Origin of the sequence: Streptomyces sp., assembly GCF_036566765.1 — a bacterium.
Lineage (GTDB): Bacteria > Actinomycetota > Actinomycetes > Streptomycetales > Streptomycetaceae > Streptomyces.
On the sequence record NZ_DATCVQ010000024.1, the window covers coordinates 1 to 2,056 of the forward strand.

The following is a 2,056-nucleotide window of genomic DNA, read 5'->3' on the forward strand; positions in this document are numbered from 1 at the left end:
GTGGTGGTGGCCGCGGTGATGACGGTGTCCAGCCTGTCCCGGGCGGTGGCCAGGGCGCTCATCTGGGTGTCGATGCGATCGCGCTCCGCCGACAGTCGTTCGAGCAGCTCCGGCGTCACCTCGCCGGTCACGACGCACGGCAGCAGCTCCACTATCGATCTGCTCGGCAGCCCTGCCGCGTACAGCTGCTGGATCAGCAGGACTCGGTCGACCGCGCTGTCCGGATAGTGCCGCTGGCCGCTGGGGCTGCGCTCCGAGGCGAGGAGGCGCTGCTCCTCGTAGTACCGCAGCGCTCGCACGCTCACGCCGGCCTTGGCCGCGAGTTCACCGATGCGCACCACATTCCCCCTTGCCTCTGACGTCAACGTCAGCTCTTAGCGTGACCGATATACGGGCCTGTGTACGGGCCTTCGGCCAGAGAATCCACCGAGAGAAGGACGAGATGTCGTACGACGGTTACCAGAGTCTGCGCGTGGCGATCGAGGCGGGTGTGGCTCATGTCACGCTCGACAACCCGCCGGTCAACATGCTCGACACCATGCTCATCAACGAACTGCACGACTTCGTCGGAGCCGTCCGCGAGGACGACCGGGTGCGCGTGATCGTCGTGCAGAGCGCCGACCCGGACTTCTTCGTCGCCCACGTCGACCTCGGCTTCATGCTCCATCCGGAGACCTTCGCGGAGCTGGCCAACCCGGACGCCATGACCGGCGGCGACGAGTCTCTGATCAACCCGATGCAGAAGCTGATACTGCGCCTGCGCGCGCTGCCGCAGGTGACGATCGCCAAGCTCGCCGGGCGTCTTCGGGGCGGCGGCAACGAGCTGGCGATGGCCCTCGACATGCGCTTCGCCGCCAGGGGGCGGACTTGGCTCGCCCAGTCCGAGACCCGGATGGGCATCATCCCCGGAGGCGGCGGGACCCAGCTGCTGCCCCCGCTGGTGGGCCGCGCCAGGGCTCTGGAGGTGATCCTCGGCGGAAACCTCTTCGATGCCGAGGCTGCCGAGCGGTACGGCTGGATCAACCGCGCCCTCCCGGCCGGCGAACTCGACGGCTTCGTCGACACCCTCGCCCGGCGCATCGCGATGCTCCGCCCGGAGCAGATCACCGCGGCGAAGGCTGCGGTCGGGGCCGCCGCAGCCAGTGGGAGCCTGCTGGAGGGGCTCGGCGAGGAGAGCAAGGCCCTGGGCGGGGTCTACCCGGCACCGGATGCCGTGGTCGCGCGCATGCGAGCCGCTGTGGCAGCCGGCGCCCAGACCCGCGAAGGCGAACTCGACCTGGAGGCGTCACTGGACCGCATCGCCTGAGCCGTACGCGGCCACCGGGCGCGCCTTGCCTGACTGGAGCCTGTGCTGTCAGGGGAGCGGGGCGCCGCGGGCGGTCAGCCAGAGGTCGTACCACTCCTCGTGGGTGAGGTCGGGGGTGCGGAGGGCGGCGTCCCGGCAGGCCCGGATGCGCTCCGGGTGGGTGCTGCCCACGACCGGCGCGATGTGGGCGGGGTGGCGTTGGAGCCACCACAGGACGATGGACTCGGGGGTCGTGTCCTTGGCCTGTGCCAGGGACGCGACCAACTCGGCCGTCTGCCGTTCCTGCGAGCTCTCCGGGCGGCCGGTGTAGCGGCCCTGGGCGAGTGCGCCCCAAGCCTGCAGACGCAGGCCGTTGCTGCGGCAGTACTCGATCGTGCCCAGGGGGAAGCCGCTGTGGGCGGCGGCGGGCGTGTTGACGAGCACATTCGCCTCCAGCCAGTCGCGCCGCGCGAGGCTCATCTCCAGCTGATTGGCGATCAGGGGAACGTCCAGGTGGGCCTGAAGGTCGGCGATCTGGGTGGAGCCCATGTTCGATACGCCGAATTCCTTCACCAACCCCTGCCGGTGCAGGGACATCAGGGCCTCGGCCACGTCGGCCGGGTCGGCGAGCGGGTCGGGGCGGTGCAGGAGCAGGACGTCGATCGAGTCCGTACGCAGGCGCTTCAGGCTCTCCTCGACACGCCGCAGGATGCTCTGCCCGCGCAGGTCGTAAATGCCGGGCCTCTCGCCATGGGCGAGGCGGATCCCGCA

The 2,056-nt window shown here is 70.1% G+C and carries 3 protein-coding genes; 1 reads left to right on the top strand and 2 read right to left on the bottom strand.

Going from position 1 to position 2,056, the window contains the following annotated elements; all coding sequences use genetic code 11:
• On the bottom strand, positions 1–338 hold a 338-nt coding region (locus VIU94_RS01140), incomplete at its 3' end, for a MerR family transcriptional regulator (protein WP_331906511.1).
• Between the two features lie 41 nt (positions 339–379).
• On the opposite strand from VIU94_RS01140, the gene VIU94_RS01145 reads away from it, so the two are divergent.
• Positions 380–1,306 carry an enoyl-CoA hydratase/isomerase family protein gene (locus tag VIU94_RS01145; protein ID WP_331906513.1) on the top strand — a complete coding sequence of 309 codons (927 nt, stop codon included), beginning with the start codon at positions 380–382 and terminating at the stop codon, positions 1,304–1,306.
• Positions 1,307–1,354: 48 nt separating this feature from the next.
• Here VIU94_RS01145 and VIU94_RS01150 read toward each other — a convergent pair.
• On the bottom strand, positions 1,355–2,056 hold a 702-nt coding region (locus VIU94_RS01150), incomplete at its 5' end, for an aldo/keto reductase (RefSeq protein ID WP_331906515.1).